Below are 22,868 nucleotides of genomic sequence, written 5' to 3'. Positions count from 1 at the left end.
GGGCCCGTGCTCAGTCGCATCGCAGAGTCCCTGTTCTGGATCGGCCGCTACATCGAGCGCGCCGACGACACCGCCCGCATCCTCGACGCGTTCCTCGGCCGGCTCCTGGAGGACCCGTGGGCCGACGAGGACGCCGCGTGCCGGACGTTGATGTCGGTGCTCGGCGCGCCGGCGCCGCAGGACCGGCGGATCACCACCGGTGACGTGCTGGAGCTGCTCGCGTTCGACGCCGAGGACCCCAGCGCCATCTCGGGGGCGATCGTCGCCGCGCGGGACAATGCGCGTGGGGTACGCGAGACGATCTCCAGCGAAATGTGGGAGTGCCTCAACGTCACGTGGCACACCCTCGCGTCGCGCCGGGTCGCCGCCGAACGTCTCGGTCCGACCGTCTTCCTCAGTTATGTCCGGGAACGCGCCGCCGTCCTGGCCGGGCTCGCGGAATCGACGATGAGCCGCGACGACGGCTGGCGGTTCCTGGTGCTGGGCCGCAGCCTTGAACGCGTCGACATGACCGCCCGCCTGCTGTCGATCCAGACCAACACCACCGACGAGATCACCGGCTGGCGGACCGTCCTGCGCTCCTGCGGTGCCGACGAGGCGTTCCTGCGCACCCACGGCGGCACGTTCGATCCGCAGCGGGTCACGGAGTTCCTGCTGCTGGACCGGTTGTTCCCCAGGTCCGCGCTGCACGCGCTGGGCACCGCCGAGCAATGTCTGCGCGAGCTGGCGCCGACGATGGAGCGGGCCGGCGTGACCGATGCCGCCCGCCGCCCGATCGGGCAGATCAGGACGCGCCTCGAGTACGCCGACACCACCACCCTCCTGGCCGAGCTGCCGCAACACCTGCGGGCGCTGCAGCAGACGTGCGCCACGGCGAGCGCGGCGATCACGGCCCGCTACTTCCCGCAGTCCACGCCCGTCACCTGGGGCACCGTCGCATGGGGTGGATCATGAGCTGGCGTCTCAAAATCCGGCACGTGACCGGGTACAAGTACGCGGGCAGCGTCTCGGCGTCCTACAACGAGGCCCGGCTGACCCCGCTCACGCTGCCGTGGCAGACCACGCTGTTCAGCCAGGTCGAGGTGACACCCGGCGCGACCACCTACCGGTACTACGACTACTGGGCGACCCAGGTCACCGCGTTCGACCTGCACCGGCCGCACCAGCAGCTGCGGGTCGTGTCCAGCAGCCTGGTCGAGGTGTCGCCGCCGCCGCTGCCCGTCGTCAATCTCTCCTGGTCCGAACTGACCGGCGACACGGTGCTGGACGCGCATGCGGAGCTGCTGACCGAGAGCCCGCTGACGGCCGTCGACGACGCTCTGGTCGACGAGGCATGGGACGCGATCGCCGGCAGGTCTCCACAGGCTTCTGCCGAGGCGTTGTCGCATTGGGTACGGGAGCACGTCGACTACGTTCCAGGGTCCACGGGTGTGCAGACGAGTGCGCAGGAGGCGTGGAAACTGCGCAAGGGTGTCTGCCAGGACATCGCGCACCTGACCGTCGGGCTGCTGCGGGCCCGTGGGATCCCGGCCCGGTACGTGTCCGGCTATCTGCACCCCAAGGTCGAGGCCGAGGTCGGCGAGACGGTCGCCGGGCAGAGCCACGCCTGGGTCGAATGGTGGGCCGGAGAATGGACTGGCTTCGATCCAACGAACGGCGTCCCGGTCGGCCCCCGGCACGTCGTGGTGGCCCGTGGGCGCGACTACGACGACGTCCCGCCCCTGCGCGGGGTCTATCACGGCGCGCCGAGCAAGCACCTCGGGGTCACCGTAGAGATCACCCGCCTGGCGTGAGTAAAGTGAGGCCCGGTCATAGCGGTGGGGCCGTAGCCCAATGGCAGAGGCACACGGTTTAGGTCCGTGCCAGTGTGAGTTCGACTCTCACCGGCCCCACGTTTTCTCGGATGATTTTCGTCGTACCCGGCTCGTACACTCGGCGCATTATGACGAAGCTCAATCAGATCATCGCAGTGGAGAAGGGCGTCAAGTCGCGCTCCTTCCAGGAACTGACCGACGCGCACCACGTGCTGCAGAAGCCCGCCCTGCTGGCCGGCATCGCCCGCACCTATCGCCCGAAGGACGAGGAGGGCGAGCAGCTGCCGCCCGAGTCGACCCGCGTGCAGGTCAAGGCCGACGAGGTCATGCGCCAGACCGCCACCATCCTGACCCGGCTCTTCGACGTGACCGCGACGAAGGACTGGACCAACTGCGTCGCCCGTGCCGACGTCGTCGTGGACGGCACGCCGTTGCTGCGCGACGTGCCGGTGTCCTACCTGCTGTTCCTGGAGAAGCAGCTGGTCGACCTGCTGACGTTCGTCCGGAAGCTGCCGGTCCTCGACGCCGCCGAGTCGTGGGTGTATGACGCGTCCGCCGACTGTTTCGCGACCGAGCCGACGCAGACGACCCGCACCAAGCGGATCCCCCGCAACCACGTCAAGGCCGAGGCCACGGAGAAGCACCCGGCGCAGGTCGAGGTGTATTACGAGGACGTCGTCATCGGCTACTGGAAGACGGTGAAGTTCTCCGGCGCGCTGCCCGCGCAGCGGATCAACGAGCTGGTCGAGCGGGTCGAGAAGCTCCAGTCCGCGGTGAAGTTCGCCCGCGAGGAGGCCAACTCCGCCGAGGTCGTGCAGCAGGAGGCCGGCGAGAAAGTGTTTCGCTTCCTCTTCGCCTGACGGCTAGGATCGGTGGTGCGCAAGGAGCGCAGACTGAACCTGAGGCTCAGTTTGACAGGTGCGCGCGGTGTCAATGTGGAGGTTCAATTCCTTCCGCCGTCATCCGTGACGGCGTAGCCCAATGGCAGAGGCGGCCGCGGGAGCCGAAACACAAACTCAACTTCTCGCTCCAGTCTGAGCATTCGCCGCTCAACACCGGATCGACCGATCACAGACCTCGTCGTCGAGGCTACGGGTTCAACTCCCGTTCGGGCCTCCAACACGGTCCGATAGCTCAATCGCAGAGCGCGACGCATTCAAGCTGATCTGTGACCTTAAACGTGCCGGTGTGTGCAAGTGGGCGGCAAACCGAGGCCCGGGGATGGACACTCCCCGGGCTTCACCATTTCCCGGGTCAGCGGGCCGGGCTGCGCATCCGGTTGAGGGCGGCCTCGGCCTCGTCGGGGTCGTCGACGCTGACCGTGAACTGCCGGCCGGCGAAGTCGAACAGCAGGGCCGGCCCCGACCGCACGATGACCGCGCGGCCCCGCCCGGGCACCCAGGTCCATCCCCACCGCTGGGCGAGGTTGGACTGCACGTCGACGGCGCGCATGCTGGTGACCATCCGCAGCGGCACCGTGATCGGCGGCATCGGCAGCAGCCCGTGGCGGATGCGCACGTTGTACATGCTGATCTGCACGCCGACGTGTGCCATCGCAGCGGCCCAGACCAGGGCGGCGAGACCTGCCACGCCCAGCAGTGCGGCGGCGGCCAGGGCGTTGGGCTGGTCGAGGGGATGCTCCGGGAACAGCTTCACCGCGGCAGCGGCGCAGGCCACACCGACGACGAGCCCGACACCGGCACGGCGGTGCCCGACGGCCTGCCCCGACCACAGGAGAAATGACACGCGGGTTGTTCTACCAGAGCGACGCGCACCGATGCTGTGACCATCCACACGCCCGCTGTTATGCGACGCGGGCCCTGACCGCGTCGGCGAGGTGGACCAGGGACTGCACGACGGCGTTGCTGCCCTCGCCTCCGTGCAGCATCTTTCGCGGCTCGCGGAGGCGCTCGACGCCGATGGCATGGGCGCCGGCCCGCTGGGTCGCGGACATGGCCGAGAACGTCGCACAGACCACCGCGGTCTCGCCCGGCAGCGCGCCGATCGACTCGATGACCGGACCCATCGTGCGCACCGCCGGGTGCCGCATGGCGAAGCCCCGGCCCAGCGCCGGCCCGACCAGCGGGCGCAGCCCGTGGCGGTGCAGGAAGCGCCCCACCGCGGACTCGCTGTGCGGGGCGTAGACGGTGACGGTGCGGCCGGTGGCCCGGCACGCGTCGAGGAGCGCGGGAGCCCCGTTCGTGATCGGCGTCCAGCCGGCGGCGTCGAGCTCCGCGTCATGGACGAGCTGCTCGGCGCGCCTGCCCAGGTCCTCGCCCGCCGCGTACGCCTCGGCCAGCATGTCGAACGGGTTGCCGCTCGCGCTGACGAGGATCGACATCTGGTGACCGGTGTCGAGCAGCATGTCACGGATCTGTCCGGCAACCGCCTCGGGCTCGGGCAGCAGGTTGCCGAGCACGCTGAACGTCAGCACCACGTGCCGGGTCCGGTCGAGGATCTCGGCGAGGTGGGGCCGGACCCGCAGGGGCGTCACCCCTTGATCATGACGCGCCACCCGTCTCCCCGGGTCCGTTATGCCACGATCACCTCGTCTCCCACGGCGATCTTTCCCCGCCCGTCGAACCCCTCCAGGTCCGGGATCAGGTTGACGCCGAACAGCAGCCCCTCGGGGAACCGGCGGCGCTGCCCCAGGACGCGCAGCGGCTGCCGGCCCTTCTCCTGGGTCTCGGGGTCGATGGTGGTCAGGACGCACCGGCTGCACGCCTTCGGCACCCGGAACGACACGTCACCGATGACGACGCGGCCGCCGATCCACCCGTCCTCCGCCCACGCGGGCGCCCCGCTGACGACCACGTTGGGCCGGAACCGGGTCATCTCGACCGGCTCGTCACCGCCCTCGACCAGCCAGTCGTTGACGGCGTCGAGCGAGGCCGAGTTGACCAGCAGCAGCGGATAGCCGTCGGCGAAGCTGACCCGGTCGCCCGGCTCGCCGTATTCGGGGTCGACCGGCCGGCGGGTCGGGTCGTCCAGGTGGACCAGCGTGACGGGGCGGCCGATCACGTCCGAGACCCACCGGTCGGCGTCCTGCCCGGCGGGGGCGGCGGCGACCCAGAGAAAGAAGTGCCGGACGTCGATGGTTTCCCCTGATGGATTGGGTACCCACAGATCCTGCGCGCCGGACGCCCGCAGCAGCAGGCCGCCGTCGCGGGGCTCGGGGTGGATGCGTCCCAGCTCAGGCGTGTCCCGCTGGGTGACCAGCTTCGCGTCGCCGTCAACGATCAGCCAGCGCCGGTCGCCGGCCAGCCCCCACGGCTCCACCTCCGCGGCGTCGGCCTCCACCCGGTAGCAGCTCTTGACGGGATATGTAGCCAGATAGGTCAACCGCACGCCGCGAGGGTCGCACGCGGACCCCCAGGTTAGGCAACACTATGAATGTCCTCATGCACTTGACTTGATTTTGAATGGAGTCTTACATTCGGAGTGTGACGACGGAGATGGAGCGGCGACTGCTGGAGCTGTTCGACGGGCAGCGGCTCACGCCCGCCCAGCGGCGCATCGCCCGCTGCCTGGTCGACAACGCCGGCCAGGCCGGCTACCTCTCCAGCGGCGACCTGGCGAGCCTCGCCGGAGTGAGCCAGCCGTCGGTCACCCGCTTCGCGACCGCGCTCGGCTTCGACGGCTACCACTCGCTCCGCGACGAGATCCGGGTCACCTTCGACGGCTATTCGCACCGACCGCCCCGCGACGACGAGCCCGCCGAGGCCGGGACCAACCAGTTCCAGCAGGCGCTGGTCGCCGAGATCACCAACCTGCAGCGCCTCGCCGACGCGCTCGCCGACCCCGGGCCGCTCGCCGAGGCGGGCCGGCTGTTGATCGGCAGCAGGCCGCTGCCCGTGTTCGGCATGCGGGCGGCCCGCGCGCTCGCGACCGCGTTCAGCTATTTCGCCGCGAAGGTCCACCCCGACGTGCGGCTGCTGCACGAGCACGGCAGCCTGCTGGCGGATCGGCTGGATCAGGCACGCGCGGCGGGCGCAGTTGCGATGCTGGCGTTTGTGCTGCCCCGGTATCCGCGAGAGGCGGTCGACGCGCTGCGGGAGGCACGCGCCGCCGGTCTGACCGTCGTGACCGTCACCGACTCGCCCGTCAGCCCGGCCGCCGCCGAGTCCGACCTGATCCTGCCGGCGCCGGTGGGGTCACGACTGGTGTTCGACTCCCACAGCGCCCCGACGGCGATGGTGACGATGCTGCTGCAGGCCATGTGCGACGCGGCGCCGACCGAGACCCAGGCCCGCCTCGAGTCGTTCGAGCGCGCCGCCGCCACCCGCCAGGTCTTCCTGCCCTAACCCGAGGAGTTCCATGGAGACGGTCCGTGCCCCTCGCGGCACCACGCTGACGGCCCGTGGCTGGCAGCAGGAAGCCGCGCTGCGCATGCTGATGAACAACCTCGATCCCGACGTCGCCGAGCGACCGCAAGACCTGGTCGTCTATGGCGGCACGGGCAAGGCGGCGCGCGACTGGCCGTCCTTCCGGGCGCTGGTGCGCACCCTCACCACGCTCGGCCCCGACGAGACGATGCTGGTGCAGTCCGGCCGCCCGGTCGGTGTGCTGCAGACCCACGAGTGGGCGCCGCGGGTGCTGATCGCCAACTCCAACCTCGTCGGCGACTGGGCGACCTGGCCCGAGTTCCGCCGCCTCGAGGCACTCGGCCTGACCATGTATGGGCAGATGACCGCCGGGTCCTGGATCTACATCGGCACGCAGGGCATCCTGCAGGGCACCTATGAGACGTTCGCCGCGGTGGCGGAGAAGCGGTTCGGCGGCACCCTCGCCGGCACGCTGACGCTCACCGCCGGCTGCGGTGGCATGGGCGGCGCCCAGCCTCTCGCCGTCACCATGAACGGTGGGGCCTGCCTGATCATCGACGTCGACCGGTCCCGCCTGGAGCGGCGGGTCGCGACCCGCTACCTCGACGTCGTCGCCGACTCCCTCGAAGAAGGGGTGCGGCTCGCGGTCGAGGCCCAGACCGCCCGCCGCGCGCTGTCCGTCGGTGTCGTCGGCAACGCCGCCCTGCTGCTGCCCGAGCTGCTGCGCATGGGCGTGCCGGTCGACATCGTCACCGACCAGACCTCCGCACACGACCCGCTGTCATACGTGCCGAGCGGAGTCGAGCCCGGTGACGCCGCCGACTACGCCGCGACGAAGCCCGAGGAGTACACCGACCGTGCCCGCCACTCGATGGCCCGGCACGTGGAGGCCATGGTCGGGTTCCTCGACCGGGGCGCCGAGGTCTTCGACTACGGCAACTCGATCCGCGGCGAGGCGCAGCTGGGCGGGTTCGACCGGGCGTTCGCGTTCCCCGGGTTCGTCCCCGCCTACATCCGGCCGCTGTTCTGCGAGGGCAAGGGACCGTTCCGCTGGGCCGCGCTGTCGGGCAACCCGGCCGACATCGCCGCCACCGACCGGGCCGTGCTCGACCTGTTCCCCGACAACGACTCGCTGCACCGTTGGATCCGCATGGCCGGCGAGCGGGTCGCGTTCCAGGGGCTGCCGGCCAGGATCTGCTGGCTCGGGCAGGGCGAGCGGGACAAGGCCGGGCTCAGGTTCAACGAGATGGTCGCCGATGGCACCGTCGAGGCGCCGCTCGTGATCGGCCGCGACCACCTGGACACCGGCTCGGTCGCCTCGCCCTACCGGGAGACCGAGGCGATGCGCGACGGCTCCGACGCGATCGCCGACTGGCCCCTGCTCAACGCGCTGGTCAACACCGCCTCGGGCGCATCGTGGGTGTCGATCCACCACGGCGGCGGCGTCGGGATCGGCCGGTCGATCCACGCCGGGCAGGTCTCGGTCGCCGACGGCACCGAGCTCGCGGCGCAGAAGCTGGCCCGGGTGCTGTCCAACGACCCGGCGATGGGCGTGCTGCGCCACGTCGACGCGGGCTACGACGAAGCCGCCGAGGTCGCCGATCAGACCGGGCTGCGCGTGCCGATGCGGGAGACGTCGTGACGCGGGCGCGGCGCGGCCACGGAGACGGCGGGGCAGTACTGCAGGGGCGCTGCCGCTCAGGCCGGCGCCGGAGCGTGGCGGAGGTGGCGGCATGACGATGACCGGTGAGCGGTTCGCGGCGCTGTGGGGTTCGCTCAGCCCCATCGGCAGGGCCGGCGGCGACGGCGGCTATCTGCGGCACTCCTGGACCGACGCCGACCTGGTCTGCCGGGAGTGGTTCGTCGAGGAGGCCCTCGACCGCGACCTCGAGGTTGAGGTCGACCGCAACGGCAACCTGTGGGCGTGGTGGGGCTCCCCCGAGGGCGACGGGGCGGTCGTCACCGGCAGCCACCTCGACTCGGTGCCGCACGGCGGCGGCTATGACGGGCCGCTCGGCGTCGTCTCCGGGCTGCTCGCCGTCGACCGGCTCCGCGAGCGCGGCGTGACACCGTCCCGGCCGATCGCCGTCGTCGTCTTCACCGAGGAGGAGGGCGCCCGGTTCGGCGTGCCGTGCCTCGGGTCCCGCCTGCTCACCGGCGCGTTCGACCCGGCGCAGGCGCTGCGGCTGCAGGACCGCGACGGGATCTTCCTGGCCGAGGCGATGGGCAAGGCCGGGCTCGACGTCGACGCGCTCGGCCCCGACCCTTCCCGACTGGCCCGCATCGGTGCGTTCGTCGAGCTGCACGTCGAGCAGGGCCGCGCCCTGGACGTGCTCGACGCACCCGTCGGCGTGGCGAGCGGGATCTGGCCGCACGGCCGGTATCGGCTCGACTTCTCCGGCGAGGGCAACCACGCCGGCACGACCAGGATGCGCGACCGGCACGACCCGATGCTGACCCTGGCGCACACCGTCCTCGCCGCCGACGAGGCCGCGCGGGCGCACGGGGCGCACGCCACCGTCGGCCGGGTCGACGTCGCCCCCAACGCCACCAACGCCATCGCCGCCCGGGCCTCCGCGTGGCTGGACGCGAGGGCCGCCGACGGGGACACCCTCGACCGGCTCGTCGGCGCGATCCAGCAGCGGGCGGAGGAGCGGGCCCGGCACGACGGCACCCGGGTCACCCTCGCAGCGGAGTCCGTGACCGGGGAGGTCGCGTTCGCCGGTGACGTCAGCCGGCTGGCCGCCCTGGAGCTCGGCGCCCCGGTCCTGCCGACCGGCGCCGGCCACGACGCCGGGGTCCTGTCGAAGCACGTCGACACGGGCATGCTGTTCGTGCGCAACCCGACCGGCATCTCGCACGCACCGCAGGAGTCGGCGTCCGACGCGGACTGTGCGGTCGGCGTCGAGAAGCTCACCGACCTGCTTGCCCGGCTGAGTCAATGACCTCCGTCCGGTTCCATTGTGAGTGGGCGTGGCTGCCGGGAGGTGTCGCGGCCGACGTGCTGATCGAGGTGGTGGACGGCAGGTTCGCCACGATCACCCCCGGCACGCCGGCCGGCGCGGCACCGGACGTGGTGCGGCTGCCCGGGGTGACGCTGCCGGGGTTCGCCGACGCGCACTCGCACGCGTTCCACCGGGCGCTGCGCGGGCGGACCCAGGGCGGGAAGGGCACGTTCTGGACCTGGCGCGAGCAGATGTATTCCGTCGCAGGTGCCCTCGACCCCGACTCCTACCATCGCCTCGCCACGGCCGTCTACGCCGAGATGGCCCTCGCCGGCATCACCTGCGTCGGCGAGTTCCACTACCTGCACCACGGTCCCGGCGGCACGCCGTATGCGGACCCCAACGCGATGGGTGAGGCCCTGATCGCCGCCGCATCCGCCGCCGGCATCCGGATCACGCTGCTCAACACGCTGTACCTGACCTCGACCGTCGACGGCAGACCGCTCGAAGGAGTCCAGCGCCGCTTCGGCGACACCGGCGTCGAGGGCTGGGCGGACCGGGTCGCACGGCTCACCCCCCGGCCGCACGCGAAGATCGGCGCAGCTGCGCACAGCGTCCGGGCCGTCCCCGCCGCCGCGCTCGGCGAGTTCGCGCGGCACACGGAGGGCCGGCCGACGCACGTGCACCTCTCGGAGCAACGCGCCGAAAACGACGCCTGCCTTGCGGTGCACGGCCGCACCCCGACGCAGCTGCTCGCCGACCGCGGGCTGACCGGCCCGACCGTGACCGCCGTGCACGCGACCCACCTCACCGACACCGACCGCACCGAGCTCGGCGACTCCGGCACCGGTGTGTGCTTCTGCCCCACCACCGAACGCGACCTGGCCGACGGCATCGGCCACGCGAGGGCCCTGGTCGACGCCGGCAGCCCGCTGTCCCTCGGCAGCGACAGCCACGCCGTCATCGACCTGTTCGAGGAGGCCCGCGGCGTCGAGATGCACGAGCGCCTGCACACCGAGCACCGCGGCCACTTCACCGCCGCCGAGCTGCTCACCGCCGCGACCACCACTGGTCACGCCTCCCTCGGCTGGACCGACGCGGGCGGCATCACCCCCGGCGCCCGCGCCGACCTCGTCACGGTCAGCCTCACCTCGCCCCGCACCGCCGGCTGCACCCCCGCGTCGATCCTGTTCACCGCGACCGCCGCCGACATCCAGCACGTCGTCATCGACGGCCGCGTCACCGTCCGCGACGGCATCCACGTCACGGTGCCCGACGTCGGCGCCGCCCTGACGGCCGCCCTGCACGCCGTCGACCCGTCCACCGCTCCACCGCAGCCCTCAACCCCGCTCACCCCACGGCCGGCCGGACCACCCCAAGCCACAACACCAGCCATGACACCGCCAGCCCTCGCGGCACCCCAGGCTGCGGAGCCACTCCAGGCCACGACACCAGGCACCACGCCGCCAGCCCCCGCAGCACCCCAGGCCGCCCCACCACTCCAAGCCACGACACCAGGCACCACGCCGCCAGCCCCCGCAGCACCCCAGGCCGCCGAGCCACTCCAAGCCACGACACCAGGCACCACGCCGCCAGCCCCCGCAGCACCCCAGGCCGCCCCACCACTCCAAGCCACGACACCAGGCACCACGCCTCCGTCCGAGGCAGGACCGCAGGCCGCCCCACCACAGACCTCAACGCCCTTCACAGCACCGGCAGCCACCGCCGGACCACCATCCACCACACCACCCCAAGCCCCGACACCAGGCACGACGACGCCGCCGTCCCCAGCGGCACCCCTGGCCGTCCCGCGAGTCGCAGGACCGTCCTCCCCCGCTGATCCGCAGGCCGCGACCCCGCCGGGCCCGGCAACGCCCCCCACCGGACCCTTGACCGCCACGCAAGCCACACACCTGTCGGCGGCGCAGCCCACGGCCCCGGTCACGGGCCTGGTCACGGGGGCGCGGGACGCGGCAGTGCGGGCGACGGCGGGTGGCGGATCGCTGATCGGTGGGCAGCGATGAGGTCAATGCTGATCACCAACATCGGCGAGCTGGTCACGTGCGTGCCGGGGCTCGGTGACGGGCCGCTGGGCATCCGCCGGCAGGCGGCGCTCGTCGTCGACGACCGCAAGGTGGCGTGGATCGGCCGGGCCGCGGACGCGCCGCCGGCCGACGCGCGGGTCGACGCCGGCGGGGGTGCGGTCCTGCCGGGGTTCGTCGACAGCCATGCGCACCTGGTGTTCGCCGGGGACCGGGCTGCGGAGTTCGCCGCTCGGATGGCGGGCGAGGCGTACACGGGCGGGGGAATCCGCACGACGGTGGGCGCGACCAGGGCGGCCGACGACGAGCAGCTCCGGACCAACGTGGCGCGGCTGCGGCGGGAGGCGCTGCGGCAGGGCACCACGACCATGGAGATCAAGTCCGGATACGGGCTGACCGTGGCGGACGAGGCCCGGTCGTTGCGGATCGCGCGGGAGTTCAGCGCCGAGACGACGTTCCTCGGGGCGCACGTCGTTCCCGCCGAGTACGCCGGGCGCACCGACGACTACGTGAGCCTCGTCTGCGGTCCGATGCTGTCGGCGGCGAGGTCTGCCGGGGCGCGGTGGATTGACGTGTTCTGCGAGCAGGGCGCGTTCGACGCCGATCACTCCCGCGCCATCCTGACCGTCGGCGCCGCCGCCGGGCTCGGCACCCGGATCCATGCCAACCAGCTGACGGCCGGGCCGGGGGTGCGGCTCGCCGTCGAGCTCGGCGCGGCGTCCGCGGACCACTGCACGCACCTGACCCCGGCCGACGTCGACGCGCTCGCCGGGTCCGCGACCGTGGCGACGCTGCTGCCCGGCGCCGAGTTCTCGACCCGCTCGCCGTATCCACCGGCGCGGGCGCTGCTCGACGCCGGCGCGACCGTCGCACTCGCGACCGACTGCAACCCGGGCTCGTCGTACACGACGTCGATGCCGTTCTGCGTGGCGCTCGCGGTCCGCGAGATGGCCATGACACCGGCGGAGGCGGTGCTCGCGGCCACGACCGGCGGCGCCGCCGCACTGCGCCGCGACGACATCGGGCGGCTGCGGCTCGGCTCGCGGGCCGACCTCGCGATCCTTGACGCACCGTCGTATCTGCACCTGGCGTACCGGCCGGGCGTACCCCTGATATCCACCGTCATGCTCAATGGGGAGCTGGTTTGATCACCGTCACCGCTTCAGGCATCACCCCCGCCGACCTCATCGCGGTCGCCCGGGGCAACGCGCGGGTGACCCTCGCGCAGGACGCGCTCGACGCGATGCGCACCAGCCGGTCGATCGTCGACGCCATCGAGCGCGACGGCCGGCCGGTCTACGGCGTGTCCACCGGCTTCGGCGCCCTGGCCAACACCTTCATCGCACCGCAACGGCGCGCCGAGCTGCAGCACGCGCTGATCCGCTCGCACGCGGCCGGCATCGGCGCGCCCATGCCGCGGGAGGTGGTCCGGGCGATGATGCTGCTGCGGATCAGGTCCCTGGCCATGGGTCGTTCCGGGGTACGCCCGGAGATCGCCACCGGCCTCGCCAACCTGCTGAACGCGGACATCACGCCCTGGGTGCCGGAGCACGGCTCGCTCGGGGCGTCCGGGGACCTGGCCCCGCTCGCGCACTGCGCGCTCGTGCTCATCGGCGAGGGCTGGGTCCTCGCCAAGGACGGCACCCGCATCAGCGCCGCCGACGCCGGGGTCAGCCCCCTGCAGCTGTCGTCGAAGGAGGGTCTCGCGCTGATCAACGGCACCGACGGCATGCTCGGCATGCTGCTGCTGGCGATCGCCGACGCGGCACACCTGTTCACGATGGCCGACGTCACCGCCGCGCTGTCGATCGAGGCGATGCTCGGCTCCGACCGGCCGTTCATGCCGGAGCTGCACACCATCCGGCCCCACCCCGGCCAGGCCGCCTCCGCGGCGAACCTGCACCGCCTGCTGCAGGGGTCCCCGATCATGGACTCGCACCGCGACGACCTCGAGCACGCCGTGCAGGACGCGTACTCGATGCGCTGCGCACCGCAGGTCGCCGGCGCCGCCCGGGACACGCTCGAGTTCGCGACCACCGTCGCGGCCCGGGAGCTGCTGTCGATCGTCGACAACCCGGTCGTGCTCCCCGACGGGCGGGTCGAGTCGACCGGCAACTTCCACGGCGCGCCGCTGGGGTTCGCCGCCGACTACCTCGCGATCGCCGCGGCGGAGGTCGGCGCGATCGCAGAACGCCGCGTCGACCGGATGCTCGACGTGTGCCGGTCACGGGACCTGCCGCCGTTCCTCACCCCCGACGCCGGGGTCAACTCGGGGCTGATGATCGCGCAGTACACGGCCGCGGGCATCGTCGCGGAGAACCGGCGCCTCGCGTCACCGGCCAGCGTCGACTCGCTGCCGACGTCGGGCATGCAGGAGGACCACGTCTCGATGGGCTGGGCCGCGACCCGCAAGCTGCGCACCGTCCTGGACAACCTGTGCAGCATCCTCGCGGTCGAGCTGCTCTCCGCGGTACGGGGCATCCAACTCCGCGCCCCGCTCACCCCGTCCGTCGCCGGGCGCATCGCGATGGCTGCCGTCGAGCAGCACGCGGGCCAGCCGGGTCCGGACGTCTTCCTCGCCCCGGTGCTGGAGTCGATGCGCGCCACGGTCTCCGGCCGCGACCTGCTGACCGCCATCGAACGGGAGGTCGGCACCCTGGCCTGATCCCCCACGCCCAGCCGCGCCCTTCCGGGAACCGGAACTCGGCCGCAGGCTCAGGCCGCTGTTGATCCGCAGTCGGGATCGAGGGACGGCTCCGGTTGTCCACGCGGCCGGAGCCGTCCCTCATCCCCAGCGCGCGGACGGCCGGACGGACAGCATCACCGGCCTGCGGACAAGCGACCGGGGCGGAGCCGTCCCTCCGACCACCAGCACACGAACGAGCGACGGACGGACAGCATCTCCAGCACCCGGAAGCGCGACCGGGGGCAGGAGGTGTCAGAGCGTGGCGGCCAGGGCGCGGAAGGCCTTGCCGCGGTGGCTGATGGCGTCCTTCTCCGCGGGTGGGAGTTCGGCGGTGGTCAGTTCGTAGCCCTCGGCGACGAAGATCGGGTCGTAGCCGAACCCGCCGTCACCCCGGGGGGCTCTGATCAGGCGGCCGCGCATCTCGCCGCGGTGGACCGCCTCGCGGCCGTCGGGCCAGACGATGGCGGCGGCGCAGACGAAGGCGCCGCCCAGGTGCTCGTCGGGGACGTCGGCGATCTGGGCGAGGACGAGGCGGAGGTTGGCGCCGTCGCGGTCGGGGGTGCCGCTGGGCAGGCCGGACCAGCGGGCGCTGAAGACGCCGGGCATGCCGTTGAGGGCGTCGACCGCGAGCCCCGAATCGTCGCCGACGCTGGGCAGGCCGGTGATGGACGCCGCCTCGCGGGCCTTGAGCAGCGCGTTGTCCTCGAAGGTGAGGCCGGTCTCCGGCGACTCGGGGTAGGTCGGCACGTCGTCGAGGCCGAGCAGTTCGACATGCGGGGCCGACTCGGCAAGGACGCGGCGCAGCTCGACGAGCTTCTTCTGGTTGCGGGTCGCGAGCAGCAGCTTCATCCCGCGATCGCCTTCTGCTGGAGGGTGGTCAGCTCCGCGCAGCCGAGGGCACCGAGGTCGACGAGCAGGTCGAGCTCGGCGCGGGAGAAGACGGCCTGCTCGCCGGTGCCCTGGACCTCGACGAAGTCGCCGGTGCCGGTGCAGACGACGTTCATGTCGACGTCGGCGATGACGTCTTCCTCGTAGCAGAGGTCGAGGCGGGGCTCGCCGGCGATGATGCCGACGCTGACCGCGGCGACGGAGCGGTGCAGGACCTGCGCGGGCTTGCCGGCGAGCTTCTTGTTGGCGGCCAGGTAGCCGACGGCGTCGGCGAGGGCGACGTAGGCGCCGGTGATGGCCGCGGTGCGGGTGCCGCCGTCGGCCTGCAGGACGTCGCAGTCCAGGACGATCGAGTTCTCGCCGAGCGCCTTGAGGTCGATGCAGGCGCGGAGGCTGCGGCCGATGAGGCGGGAGATCTCGTGGGTGCGCCCGCCGATCTTGCCCTTGACGCTCTCCCGGTCGTTGCGGGTGGTCGTGGCGCGGGGCAGCATCGCGTATTCGGCGGTGAGCCAGCCCAGGCCGGAGCCCTTGCGCCAGCGGGGTACCCCCTCGGTGACACTGGCCGTGCACAGCACCCGGGTGTTGCCGAACTCGACGAGCACGGACCCCTCCGGGTGCATGCTCCACTGGCGGGTGATCGATACGGGTCGAAGTTGATCTGCTGCGCGAGCATCCGGTCGAGCCATGCCGTCCAGCCTAGTCAAGCGACCCGGTCCGGCAGCGGCAGGCCCGGGGCAAGGTCGCCGGGGGCGCGACGGTCAGCGGCGGGAGTGCGCAGTTCGGCGTACGCAAGGTCGAGCAGTCCCGGCAGCAGGTCCGTCGAGCGGCGGATCATCCAGCGGGTGCCCTGGGTCGCCATCCACCAGGCCTGCGCGGCGCGGGTCGGGGGTGGGCTGCTCGGCGACGGGTCGGGGCGGTTGCCGATGCCGGGGCCGAGACGGGCGGCGAGCAGGTCGAAGAACGAGCAGGCGAGGAAGCGGTGGCCGCGTTCGCTCGGGTGGAGCCGGTCGACGCTCCACATGCGGCGGTCGTAGGAGTCGGGGTGGCCGGCCGCGTCGAAGTGCACGGTGCGGTGGCGGTCGGCGACGAGGTCGGCGGCGGCGTTGAGGTCGCGCATCCGGCGGGCGAGGGGGCGGGCCAGGGGGCCGGGCAGCCCGAACATGCGGCCCGGGTCAGGCAGCCGGATGGTGAGGACCTCGGCACCGCCGGCACGCAGGGCGGCCACGGTGCGTTCCAGGTTCGCTGCGACCCGGGCCGGGTCGAACGGGCTGCGCAGCGTGTCGTTGGTGCCGACGAGCACGGCGGCGACGTCGGGGCGCAGGTCGAGGGCGCGGGGCAGCTGCGCCGCGACCACGTCGGCCGTCTGCGCGCCGCTGTCGGCGAGGTTGTGCAGGCGGGCGCCGAGTGCGGCGGCGAGGATCTGGGCCCACCCGCGCCAGGAGCCGTCGGGCATCCGGTCGCCGAAGCCGACGGTGGTGGAGTCGCCGAGCGCCGCGAAGACCGTCACGGCACACCTGCCACCACGGAAGCGGTGGCGCCGTGCCCAGCGCCCGCGGTGGCGCCGTGCACAGTGCCGGCGGTGGCACCGTGCACGGTGAGGAAACCAGCGACCGCGGCGGGCCACGAGAATCGCGTGGCACGGTCGCGGGCGGCCCGCCGGCGTTCGTCGGACGGCAGCGCGAGCACCCGCTGTACCCCATCCGCGAAATCCGAGTGCACGGCCGCTCCGGCGTCTCCGACCACCTCGGGAAGGGCCGACTCGGCGGACACCACGACCGGCGTCCCGCAGGCGAGGGCTTCCAGGGCCGCCAGGCCGAACGTCTCGATCGGGCCGGGCGCGAGGACCACGTCGGCGGTCGCCAGGAGGGCGGCGACGGCGGTGCGGTCGGCGACGAACTCGGTGAAGTGCACCGCGTGGCCGGCGGCCTGCTCCTGCAGCCGGGGCCGCAGCGGGCCGTCGCCGGCCACGACGAGGACCGCGTCGACCCCCTTGGCACGCAGCGCGACGAGCGCCTCGACGGAGCGTTCGGGGCGCTTCTCGGTCGAGAGGCGCCCGCAGTGCACCAGCAGCACCTGGTCCGGCGTCGCGTAGCGGGCCCGCAGCGCGGCGGAGGCCCGGGAAGGGTGGAACAGATCAAGATCCACACCAAGTGGTACGCGTACAAGATTGCCCGCGCCGATCCGGTCGAACTCGGCAGCGGCCCAGGCCGTGGTGCACAGGACCTGGTCGTAGGCGCGGTGGCTGCGGGCGTTGAGCAGGTCCGCGCACGCCGCACCGGCCGGCCCGGCGAAGCTCAGCAGGCCGGCGAGGCTCTCGTGGGACACCATGACGGCGGGGATGCCCCGGTCGCGGGCCCACCGGCCGGTCCAGCGCAGCGTGAACCGGTCGGAGACCTCGAGCCGGTCCGGCTGGAGCCGGTCGAGCAGCCGGGCGAGCCGGCGGCGGTGGATGAGCACCCGGTAGCCGCCGGTGCCGGGCACGACCGGGCCGGGCAGCGTGATCACCCGGCCCTGCGCGTCCGACACGTCGGAGTGCCGGTCGCCGGGCACGATCAGGATCGACTCGTGCCCGGCGGCGACGTACCCCTCGCCGAGGGCGCGCAGGGCGGTGCGGAGACCACCGGAGCGGGGCATGACGAAGTTCGCCAGGCGCACGATCCTCACGCGGACACCGCCGGCACGGCCGCCGCCCCGGACAGGGGCAGCACGTCGGTGTAGTGCCGGATCAGCTCGTCGCCGACGGCCGACCAGCTGCGGGCGGCGACGGCGACCCGGGCCGCGAGGCCCATCGCCTGCCGACGCTCGGGTTCGGCGGCCAGCCCCGCGACGGCGTCGCGCAGCGCGAGCGCGTCGCAGGGCGGCACGAGGATCCCGGTGCGGCCGTCGTCGACCAGGTCGAGGGGGCCGCCCTGGGCCGGCGCGACCACCGGCACACCCGATGCGAGGGCCTCCTGAACGGTCTGGCCGAACGTCTCGAACGGTCCGGTGTGCGCGAACACGTCCAGGCTGGCGAAGAGCCTGGCGAGCTGGTCACCCCGGCGTTCGCCCAGGAAGGCCGCGCCGGGCATGGCGCGTTCCAGGGCGGGGCGGGCCGGGCCGTCGCCGACGACCACCACCCGGACGCCGGGGATGCGGCTGACCGGGGCGAGGAGGTCGACGCGCTTCTCCACGGCGAGGCGGCCGACGTATCCGACGAGCACGGTCCGATCGGCACCGAGCAGCGCCCGGCGCAGGGCCTCGCTGCGGCGGCCGGGGTCGAAGCGGGCCGCGTCGACGCCGCGGCGCCACAGCCAGACCCGTTCGATGCCGTGGCTGTGCAGGGCGGTGGCGGCCGCCGTCGACGGTGCAAGGGTCCGGTCGGCGGCGTTGTGGATGCGGCGCAGCCAGCGCCACGCGGCCTGCTCGCCGAGGCCGGAGTGGTAGTACAGGCGGGCGTACGCGGGCACGTCGGTCTGATACACGGCGACGGTCGGCAGCCCGAGCGACGCGGCGACCGTCATGCCGCGGGCGCCGAGCACGAACGGGCTCGCCAGGTGGACCAGGTCGGTGCGGTGGGCGCGCAGGGCGGCGGCCAGGCGGCGGCTGGGCAGCCCCAGGCGGAAGGTCCCGTAGCCGGGGGTGGCGACCGAGGGGACCCGGATGATCTCGTACGGGAAGGCGCCGGTGACCGACCGCGCCCCTGAGGAGGGCTGAGGTGCGATCACGAGCGGCTCGTGGCCACGCGCGACGAGGTGTTCGGCGACCCGGACGACGGAGTGGGCGACGCCGTTCACATCGGGCGGGAACGATTCGGTGACGATCGCGATCCGCATGCCGTCACCATGGGGGCGAAGACCGTGCGGGCGGCCACCATCGACTGACGAATCGGCAAACGCTGCCTAAATGTCGTACCTCGCGCCTGGTCGCACGATGTCGATCGGCCCCTCGAACGCGGCCTGCGCGGCCTCCAGGGTGAGTGCCTCGCTCCCCCACGCCGGCACCAGGTGGGTCAGCAGCAGCCGGCCGACCTCCGCCTTGGTGGCGTGTTCCGCCGCCTCGCGCCCGGTGAGGTGCAGGTCCGGCGGGTTGTCGGCGCCGTCGAGGTAGCTCGCCTCGCACAGGAACAGGTCCGCGCCCTGGGCGAGGCGGATCAGCTGGTCGCAGGCGGCGGTGTCGGCGGAGTACGTGATGACCCGGCCCTCATGCTCGATGCGCACGCCATAGGTCTCGATCGGGTGGTTGACCCGGTCGACGGTGACGTGGAACGGCCCGATCGGGAAGCTGCCCGGCTGCAGCGCGTAGAACGTGTAGACGTCGCTGATCGCCATCGGCTCGTTCTCCCCGCCGTACGCGGCCGAGATGCGCTCGGGCGCGGCGACCGGCGCGTAGACCGGCAGTGGCGGCAGCGGGCCGGACGGCGCGTAGCGCCGGGCCACGATGTAGGAGCACGCGTCGAGCATGTGATCGCAGTGCAGGTGCGTCAGCAGGATGGCATCGACGTTGTACAGACCTGAGAACCGCTGCAGTGTCGACATCGACCCAGGGCCGAAGTCCACCAGGAGCCGGAATCCGTCCGCCTCGACGAGATACGCCGAGCAGGGCGCCTCGGGACCCGGGAAGCTGCCGGCGCAGCCGAGAACGGTGAGCCTCATGCTTCCCCCAACAACAACGCCAAGACGCCGTCTCCCATCGCTCTGGTCACGTCGCCGCGCCAGTGTGGATCACGCCGGTCAGGTGAGGATAGTTCGTGACCCCGAGGCGCCGGATGACGGCACCTGCACAACAACCGGGTGCTGACGGACGCCACCGGCGGGGGTTGCCCGGCCGGTTGCTGCCGATGGGCAAGTCCGTCACGAGGCGCAGCCTACGCCGGACTGGCAGGCAAGGCTGAACGATCGGACGGCAGATGTCGCCAACGTGACAGGGCTGCGTGACGCCTCACGCCCGGGCTCGTTGAGATTCGTAAGCCACCAAACGACCCCCGGAGGAGTGGACGTGCCCGTTGACGTGTCCAGGACGACCAGGCGGCTGCGCCGGCATCTTCCCGACGCCTTCCGGCTGCCGACCGAGCGGGACCCCTCGCCGGAGCCGCGGCACCTGGCCGCCGTGTGCGGCTGGGCGGCGGCGCTCGGCCTGGGCGGGATGGCGGTGGCACTGCGGGCGTTCGTCGGGTTGGTCAGCGCGTCCCGGGCCTGGTACGCGCCGACCGTCACCGTCACCGTCATCGGGCTGATCGGGCTGACGTGCACGATCGCTGCGTTCGCCAGCGTGCACAAGCGCCGGCTCCCCTTCGCCCTGCTGGGAACCGCCTCAGTGAGCCTGGTCCTGGGCTGGATCGTGACGGGTCTCTAGGCCCAGAGCTGGCCGTCGAGGGCACTTTCCGCGTCGGCGAGGGTGCCGCCGTAGGCGCCGGTCGACAGGTACTTCCAGCCGCCGTCGGCGACCAGGAACACCACGTCGGCCCGCTTGCCGGCCTTGAGCGCCTGGTGGGCGACGGCGAGCGCGGCGTGCAGCACCGCACCCGCGGAGAAGCCCACGAACATGCCCTCGACCTCGACCAGCTGCCGGGTGCGCAGCACCGAGTCGCGGGTGCCGACGGAGAAGCGCCGGGTGAGGACCCTCGCGTCGTACAGCTCCGGCACGTAGCCCTCGTCGAGGTTGCGCAGGCCGTAGACCAGTTCGCCATACCGCGGCTCGGCGGCGATGATCTCGATGTCCTCGACCTTCTCGCGCAGGTAGCGCCCGATGCCCATCAGCGTGCCCGTGGTGCCGAGCCCGGCCACGAAGTGCGTGATGGTCGGCAGGTCGCGGAGGATCTCCGGACCGGTCGACTCGTAGTGCGCCCTGGCGTTGGCCTCGTTGCCGTACTGGTAGAGCATCACCCAGTCCGGGTGCTCCGCGGCGATCTCCTTCGCGACCACGACGGCCCGGTTGGACCCGCCGGCGGCCTCCGAGAAGATGATCTCAGCGCCATACATCCGCAGGAGCGTGGTCCGCTCGGCCGACACGTTCTCCGGCATGACGCACACCAGGCGGTAGCCGCGCAGCTTGGCCACCATGGCGAGGGCGATGCCGGTGTTGCCGCTGGTCGGCTCGATGATCGTGTCACCGGGACGGAGGCGGCCCGCTTCCTCGGCCGCCTTCACCATCCACAGTGCGACCCGGTCCTTCACGCTGCCCGTCGGGTTGCGGTCCTCGAGCTTGGCCCACAAGCGGACCTCGGGACTCGGGGACAGTCTGGGCAACCCGACGAGCGGCGTGTTTCCGCACGCCTCGAGCACGGACTCGTAGCGCGCCACGAAGATCAGCCCCGCAGTGCGTGGGCGGCCGCGAACGCGAACGCGCCACCCGCCACGGCGGGCAGGATCGTCACCGAGTCGCCGTCGTTGAGCTTCGCGTCGAGCGCGCCCAGGAAGCGGACGTCCTCGTCGTTGACGTAGACGTTGACGAAGCGGTGCAGGCCGCCCTCCGGCGTCAGCAGGCGGGCCTTGAGGCCCGAGTGCCGGCTGTCCAGGTCGGAGAGCAGGTCGGCGATGGTGTCACCGGCGCCCTCGACGGTCTTGGCACCGCCGGTGTAGCTGCGCAGGATGGTCGGGATGCGAACCTCGATAGCCATGATCATTTCCTCTTGTGTACGAGCTGCGAACGGGACGACTGGACTCGACTGGATGCGGTGCAGCGACAGGCGGCGATCAACTGCCTGCGCGACACTCGTAGTCGACGGTCGTCGGGCTCTGCCCGAAGAGATATGACTGGACGGCGTGTGAGTCCACGACTGCATTAACTACCTGAACCGGCTCTTCGGTGACGGCTCCGTCCACGATGCGGAACGACCTGATCTCGGTCTGCTCCGGATCGCGGGTCGAAACCAGCAGATAGTGGGCATTCGGCTCACCGGCGAACGACACGTCCGTCCGGGACGGATACGCCTCGGTGGCGGTGTGCGAGTGGTAGACGATCACCGGCTCCTCGTCGGCGTCATCCATCTCGCGCCACAGCCGCAACTGCTCCACCGAGTCGAACTCGTAGAACGTCATCGAGCGGGCCGCGTTGGCCATCGGCACGTGCCGGGTCGGGCTGTCCGAACCGGCCGGACCCGCGACGATCCCGCACGCCTCGTCGGGGTGATCCCGCCGGGCGTGCGCAACGATCGCGTCGAGGATCGCGGCGTCGATGGTCAGCACGTCCGACAGCCTACCGAAACCCGAGCGCAACTCGCTCGTGACCGACCTCACCCCGTCTCCGCTGCGCTCCGACAGCGCGAGGTCGGGACCACTGCACCCCTGGTGAGCGTCCCGCTCACCCCATGAGCGCGCCGACAAGGCTCTCCTGCAGATACGTCAGATATTGGTACACCGAGAGCTGCCCGACCCGCGCCGACGTCGGATCCTTCAGGATCGCCTCGTCCAGCTCCTCCTCGACGTCGACGTCGTCGTCGTCGATGCCGAGCCGGGATCCCAGCGTCAGGCGCACGTCGGTCAGGGCGCGCAGCCACGCCTCGGCCTGCTCCTCGTCGAGGGCCACCTCGCCACCCTCGACCGGGAGCACGTCCAGCAGCAGCGCGGCCTGCTCCAGCTTCGCCGAGCGCAGGTCGTCCTCCAGGTAGCGCCGCAGTTCCTCGGATGCGGAGGCGTCGTTGCGGTACATGTCCGGGAAGAGCCGCGTGATCACCGGATCCGTGCGGTCGAACCCCTCCGACAGCAGCGTGATGACCTCGAGCATGACCTCGTTGAGCACGGCCGCCTCGGCCGGTCCGAACCGGGCGATACAGACCGTGCCATTCCGGACGAACATCGTCACGACGTCACCTCCGCTGCGCTCCGGCGCCGGCGTGACGCGTCACACTGTGCCCCCGGTCGCGCCCGGCTCCTCCGCTGCGCTCCGGACCGGTCACGACTTATCCACCGTTGCCCAGAGCCCGTAGGCCTGCAGCCTCGAGGCGTCGTACTCCATCTTCTCTCGTGGGCCGCTGGAGACGATCGCCTTGCCCTTGTGATGCACATCGAGCATGAGGCGCTCAGCCTTCTCCTTGCTGAATCCGAACAGTTTCTGCAGGACCCAGGTCACATAGCTCATGAGGTTGACCGGATCGTTCCAGACCACGGTCACCCACGGACGGTCGGTCTCGGGCACCTCGTCAGCCTCGAGACGGGTCTCTTCGATCGGTACGACCTGCGGCGCCGCCATAC

Annotated in this window: 23 protein-coding genes, 2 tRNA genes and 1 pseudogene; 12 read left to right on the top strand and 14 right to left on the bottom strand. The window is 72.1% G+C overall.

Features of this window, described 5'->3' with window-relative positions:
- The first annotated feature begins 6 nt into the window (after nucleotides 1-6).
- The 5 genes from ACFPIJ_RS55540 (at nucleotide 7) to ACFPIJ_RS55520 (ending at nucleotide 2,933) form a co-directional block, all read left to right on the top strand.
- Nucleotides 7-954 carry an alpha-E domain-containing protein gene (locus tag ACFPIJ_RS55540; RefSeq protein ID WP_203845481.1) on the top strand — a complete coding sequence of 316 codons (948 nt, stop codon included), beginning with the start codon at nucleotides 7-9 and terminating at the stop codon, nucleotides 952-954.
- Nucleotides 951-1,793 carry a transglutaminase family protein gene (locus ACFPIJ_RS55535; RefSeq protein WP_380127652.1) on the top strand — a complete coding sequence of 281 codons (843 nt, stop codon included), beginning with the start codon at nucleotides 951-953 and terminating at the stop codon, nucleotides 1,791-1,793. The genes ACFPIJ_RS55540 and ACFPIJ_RS55535 overlap by 4 nt, the downstream gene beginning before the upstream one ends.
- Nucleotides 1,794-1,819: 26 nt before the next feature.
- Nucleotides 1,820-1,892, top strand: a tRNA-Leu gene (locus ACFPIJ_RS55530).
- Nucleotides 1,893-1,942: 50 nt separating this feature from the next.
- Entirely contained in the window at nucleotides 1,943-2,674 is a 732-nt protein-coding gene (locus ACFPIJ_RS55525; RefSeq protein WP_380127651.1) for a DUF7873 family protein, read from the top strand.
- Between the two features lie 110 nt (nucleotides 2,675-2,784).
- Nucleotides 2,785-2,933: transfer RNA gene (locus ACFPIJ_RS55520), tRNA-OTHER, on the top strand.
- Between the two features lie 135 nt (nucleotides 2,934-3,068).
- Here the strand turns inward: ACFPIJ_RS55520 and ACFPIJ_RS55515 are convergent.
- Genes ACFPIJ_RS55515 through ACFPIJ_RS55505 form a run of 3 tightly spaced genes read right to left on the bottom strand, consistent with a single transcriptional unit; the run spans nucleotide 3,069 to nucleotide 5,162 of the window.
- Nucleotides 3,069-3,560, bottom strand: a complete 492-nt coding sequence (locus tag ACFPIJ_RS55515; protein WP_380127650.1) for a hypothetical protein — start codon at nucleotides 3,558-3,560, stop codon at nucleotides 3,069-3,071.
- Between the two features lie 58 nt (nucleotides 3,561-3,618).
- On the bottom strand, nucleotides 3,619-4,308 hold the full coding sequence (locus tag ACFPIJ_RS55510) for a hypothetical protein (RefSeq protein ID WP_380127649.1): 690 nt from the start codon (nucleotides 4,306-4,308) through the stop codon (nucleotides 3,619-3,621).
- 38 nt (nucleotides 4,309-4,346) lie between these two features.
- Nucleotides 4,347-5,162, bottom strand: coding sequence for an MOSC domain-containing protein (locus ACFPIJ_RS55505; RefSeq protein WP_380127648.1), 816 nt, complete (start codon nucleotides 5,160-5,162; stop codon nucleotides 4,347-4,349).
- Between the two features lie 107 nt (nucleotides 5,163-5,269).
- Between ACFPIJ_RS55505 and ACFPIJ_RS55500 the strand changes: the two genes are divergently transcribed.
- The 6 genes and pseudogenes from ACFPIJ_RS55500 (at nucleotide 5,270) to hutH (ending at nucleotide 13,791) form a co-directional block, all read left to right on the top strand.
- The gene (locus tag ACFPIJ_RS55500; protein ID WP_380127704.1) at nucleotides 5,270-6,118 is read left to right on the top strand and encodes a MurR/RpiR family transcriptional regulator; all 849 of its coding nucleotides are present in this window, start codon (nucleotides 5,270-5,272) and stop codon (nucleotides 6,116-6,118) included.
- A gap of 13 nt (nucleotides 6,119-6,131) precedes the next feature.
- Nucleotides 6,132-7,781: a urocanate hydratase gene (gene hutU, locus ACFPIJ_RS55495; RefSeq protein ID WP_380127647.1), complete on the top strand. Its 1,650-nt coding sequence runs from the start codon at nucleotides 6,132-6,134 to the stop codon at nucleotides 7,779-7,781.
- A gap of 97 nt (nucleotides 7,782-7,878) precedes the next feature.
- Nucleotides 7,879-9,084, top strand: a complete 1,206-nt coding sequence (locus ACFPIJ_RS55490; protein WP_380127703.1) for an allantoate amidohydrolase — start codon at nucleotides 7,879-7,881, stop codon at nucleotides 9,082-9,084.
- Nucleotides 9,081-10,397: pseudogene (locus tag ACFPIJ_RS55485) on the top strand (formimidoylglutamate deiminase); the annotation flags it as partial. The gene ACFPIJ_RS55490 and the pseudogene ACFPIJ_RS55485, both read left to right, overlap by 4 nt.
- A gap of 707 nt (nucleotides 10,398-11,104) precedes the next feature.
- A complete protein-coding gene (gene hutI / locus ACFPIJ_RS55480; protein WP_380127646.1) occupies nucleotides 11,105-12,274 on the top strand; it encodes an imidazolonepropionase in 1,170 nt (389 codons plus the stop codon).
- Nucleotides 12,271-13,791 (top strand): histidine ammonia-lyase, encoded by a 1,521-nt coding sequence (gene hutH, locus ACFPIJ_RS55475; RefSeq protein ID WP_380127645.1) that lies wholly within the window; start codon nucleotides 12,271-12,273, stop codon nucleotides 13,789-13,791. The genes hutI and hutH overlap by 4 nt, the downstream gene beginning before the upstream one ends.
- A gap of 273 nt (nucleotides 13,792-14,064) precedes the next feature.
- Here hutH and rdgB read toward each other — a convergent pair whose 3' ends face one another.
- From rdgB to ACFPIJ_RS55445, 6 genes are all read right to left on the bottom strand, one after another.
- Complete coding sequence (gene rdgB, locus ACFPIJ_RS55470) at nucleotides 14,065-14,661, bottom strand: RdgB/HAM1 family non-canonical purine NTP pyrophosphatase (RefSeq protein WP_380127644.1); 597 nt, start codon at nucleotides 14,659-14,661, stop codon at nucleotides 14,065-14,067.
- A complete protein-coding gene (gene rph, locus ACFPIJ_RS55465; protein ID WP_380127643.1) occupies nucleotides 14,658-15,386 on the bottom strand; it encodes a ribonuclease PH in 729 nt (242 codons plus the stop codon). Before rph ends, rdgB begins: the two co-directional genes overlap by 4 nt.
- A gap of 14 nt (nucleotides 15,387-15,400) precedes the next feature.
- Complete coding sequence (locus ACFPIJ_RS55460; RefSeq protein ID WP_380127642.1) at nucleotides 15,401-16,207, bottom strand: SGNH/GDSL hydrolase family protein; 807 nt, start codon at nucleotides 16,205-16,207, stop codon at nucleotides 15,401-15,403.
- Nucleotides 16,204-17,364 (bottom strand): glycosyltransferase, encoded by a 1,161-nt coding sequence (locus tag ACFPIJ_RS55455; protein WP_380127641.1) that lies wholly within the window; start codon nucleotides 17,362-17,364, stop codon nucleotides 16,204-16,206. The genes ACFPIJ_RS55460 and ACFPIJ_RS55455 overlap by 4 nt, the downstream gene beginning before the upstream one ends.
- Nucleotides 17,361-18,512: a glycosyltransferase family 4 protein gene (locus ACFPIJ_RS55450; protein ID WP_380127640.1), complete on the bottom strand. Its 1,152-nt coding sequence runs from the start codon at nucleotides 18,510-18,512 to the stop codon at nucleotides 17,361-17,363. Before ACFPIJ_RS55450 ends, ACFPIJ_RS55455 begins: the two co-directional genes overlap by 4 nt.
- Before the next feature lie 66 nt (nucleotides 18,513-18,578).
- Nucleotides 18,579-19,331 carry an MBL fold metallo-hydrolase gene (locus ACFPIJ_RS55445; protein ID WP_380127639.1) on the bottom strand — a complete coding sequence of 251 codons (753 nt, stop codon included), beginning with the start codon at nucleotides 19,329-19,331 and terminating at the stop codon, nucleotides 18,579-18,581.
- 343 nt (nucleotides 19,332-19,674) lie between these two features.
- On the opposite strand from ACFPIJ_RS55445, the gene ACFPIJ_RS55440 reads away from it, so the two are divergent.
- Nucleotides 19,675-20,031, top strand: coding sequence for a hypothetical protein (locus ACFPIJ_RS55440; protein ID WP_380127638.1), 357 nt, complete (start codon nucleotides 19,675-19,677; stop codon nucleotides 20,029-20,031).
- On the opposite strand, the gene ACFPIJ_RS55435 is transcribed toward ACFPIJ_RS55440, so the two are convergent.
- The 5 genes from ACFPIJ_RS55435 to clpS all read right to left on the bottom strand — a co-directional run bounded on the left by ACFPIJ_RS55435 (nucleotide 20,028) and on the right by clpS (nucleotide 22,866).
- Nucleotides 20,028-20,978 (bottom strand): PLP-dependent cysteine synthase family protein, encoded by a 951-nt coding sequence (locus ACFPIJ_RS55435; protein WP_380127637.1) that lies wholly within the window; start codon nucleotides 20,976-20,978, stop codon nucleotides 20,028-20,030. The two genes, ACFPIJ_RS55440 and ACFPIJ_RS55435, sit on opposite strands and share 4 nt — an antisense overlap.
- Before the next feature lie 5 nt (nucleotides 20,979-20,983).
- A complete protein-coding gene (locus tag ACFPIJ_RS55430; protein ID WP_380127636.1) occupies nucleotides 20,984-21,295 on the bottom strand; it encodes a MoaD family protein in 312 nt (103 codons plus the stop codon).
- A 76-nt stretch (nucleotides 21,296-21,371) separates the two neighbouring features.
- Nucleotides 21,372-21,863, bottom strand: a complete 492-nt coding sequence (locus ACFPIJ_RS55425) for a M67 family metallopeptidase (protein WP_380127635.1) — start codon at nucleotides 21,861-21,863, stop codon at nucleotides 21,372-21,374.
- 115 nt (nucleotides 21,864-21,978) lie between these two features.
- Nucleotides 21,979-22,473, bottom strand: a complete 495-nt coding sequence (locus tag ACFPIJ_RS55420; protein ID WP_380127702.1) for a DUF2017 domain-containing protein — start codon at nucleotides 22,471-22,473, stop codon at nucleotides 21,979-21,981.
- A 96-nt stretch (nucleotides 22,474-22,569) separates the two neighbouring features.
- On the bottom strand, nucleotides 22,570-22,866 hold the full coding sequence (clpS, locus tag ACFPIJ_RS55415) for an ATP-dependent Clp protease adapter ClpS (protein WP_033366007.1): 297 nt from the start codon (nucleotides 22,864-22,866) through the stop codon (nucleotides 22,570-22,572).
- Between the last annotated feature and the right edge of the window lie 2 nt (nucleotides 22,867-22,868).

The sequence above is a fragment of the Dactylosporangium cerinum genome, assembly GCF_042653625.1.
Taxonomy (GTDB): Bacteria; Actinomycetota; Actinomycetes; order Mycobacteriales; family Micromonosporaceae; genus Dactylosporangium; species Dactylosporangium cerinum.
Note: the sequence above shows the minus strand (reverse complement) of the source record. Positions and strands in the feature narration are given on the sequence as shown.